Raw genomic sequence first — 2,046 nt, forward strand, 5'->3', positions numbered from 1 at the left:
GATGGCAGACTGACTGCCCGTAATGCGGATATCAGCGGTAATATCAGCGCGAATTCCGGCACCCTCAATAATGTGACGATTGAGGAAAACTGCACTATAAAGGGGACGCTCCGGGCCGAGCGTATCCTGGGAGATATTGTTAAGGCTACTGGTAAGGAATTTCCTTACTTCGTTGTTCCCAATACTGGTGAAAAACGGTACGCCAACGGGACGCTGACAGTCGTGATTGAAGATGACCAGTCTTTTGACCGACAGGTTTCCATTCCTGCGATTACCTTTCAGGGGGCAGCGTATGACAGCCAGACCAGTAATGACTTATGGGATGCCTGTACGCTGACTGTCAGGAAAAACGGGGTGGAGATATACAACCAGACAAGCAGAGGTGTACCGGCCGTTTTTACGCGGACACTGGATATGCCTGCCGGGAGCGGACGGATGACGCTGAGTTTCAGCGTCAATACACACGGTAACAGCAGTGGCTGGCCATATTCCCGAATCAGTGACCTGCTGGTTATTGTGACGAAAAAGTCATCAGCCGGGATAACAATCAGTTAATGACAGAAACCGCCTTCGGGCGGTTTTTTTATGGAGGAATTATGGCAGTACTTATCTCTGGAGTGCTCAGAGACGGGGCCGGCAAACCGGTTCAGAGCTGCACTATTCAGCTGAGCGCTAAGAAAACCAGCTCGACCGTTGTTGTTGAGGTGACTTCATACTCTATTACAGGAGCGGACGGTCACTACAGCATTGAGGCTGAGCCGGGTTATTACAGTGTGTCACTGTTGCGGGAAGGTTTTCCTCCCTCAGTGGCCGGCGATATTTATGTGGCCCCGACCGATGCGCCGGATACCCTGAATGCGTTTCTCGATGCTCCAAAGGATGCAGACCTGCGTCCGGAGGTGATGAAACGTTTTGAGGAAATGGTAAACCGCGTTGTGGATTTGAGCGGTGCAACAGAGAAGGATCGGAAACTCGCTGAACAGGCCGCACAGTCAGCAGCGCAGAGCAATGATGCGGCAGCATTGTCTGCAACGGCTGCAACAGAGTCACAGCGCCAGGCGGCACTCTCTGCGGATGCTGCTGATGATTCTGCCCGGTCTGCTGCAGATAATGCCCGACAGACAGCGCAGAACGTTCTGGCCAGCAGTGTAGATGCTGACAGTGCGGCAAAGTCGGCACAGACAGCGACGGAACAGACCGGAAAGGCAAAGATCGCCGCTGATGCGGCACAGAAAGCGCAGCAGGAGGCAGGCGCTTCGGCACAGTCTGCAGCGGGGAGTGCCGGAAGTGCATCTGCGTCAGCACAAACAGCGGGTGAGCATGCCGGTAATGCAGCCGCATCTGAAACCTCAGCACGTGAAAGCGCCCTCACGGCTACACAGGCTACAGAACAGGGGGATAACAGCGCTGCATCTGCAGCACTAAGTGAACTGCATGCTAGGGAGTTCAGTGAAAAGGCTGCTAAATCAGAGACTGAGGCAGCAGGCAGTGCACAATCGGCTTCCTTAAGTGAAGCATCAGCATTGCAGGCTGCGAAAACTGCTGAGAATCAACAAAATGCAGCCACTGATAGTGCCACTCGCGCAGAGCAGGCCAGAGATGAGGCCCTGACGCTGCGCGATGAAGCTCAGGAAGACGCCCTGAATGCCCGGAACAGCGCACAGGCTGCTGCTGCCAGTGAGAAAGAAAGTGGACAGGCAAGGGATGAAGCACAGCTCCTTGCTGAACAGGCAAGGAGTGCAGCCTCAAAAGCCGCCGCTGAGACCATTAAAGAGATACAGGAAAGTGAAGACCTCAGTGGTCCGCCAGGCCCGCAGGGGCCAGAAGGTGCAAAAGGTGAAAAGGGTGATACCGGATTAACGGGGGCAACAGGACCAACTGGCCCTGTGGGTCCGCAGGGACTGGCAGGCGCAAAAGGCGAAAAAGGGGACAAGGGTGATTCCGGGTTAACGGGGGCAACAGGACCAACTGGCCCTGTAGGTCCGCAGGGGCCGGCAGGGGCAAAAGGTGACAAGGGTGATACCGGATTAACGGGGGCAACAGGAC

1 protein-coding gene and 1 pseudogene are annotated in these 2,046 nt (G+C 55.1%); both read left to right on the forward strand.

Going from position 1 to position 2,046, the window contains the following annotated elements:
• A pseudogene (locus tag FDW94_RS24620) lies at positions 1 to 555 on the forward strand (DUF3672 domain-containing protein); the annotation flags it as partial.
• A 41-nt stretch (positions 556 to 596) separates the two neighbouring features.
• On the forward strand, positions 597 to 2,046 hold a 1,450-nt coding region (locus FDW94_RS21545; protein ID WP_249358670.1), incomplete at its 3' end, for a prophage tail fiber N-terminal domain-containing protein.

It is taken from the genome of Citrobacter sp. wls757 (genome assembly GCF_005280935.1).
GTDB lineage: Bacteria > Pseudomonadota > Gammaproteobacteria > Enterobacterales > Enterobacteriaceae > Citrobacter > Citrobacter portucalensis.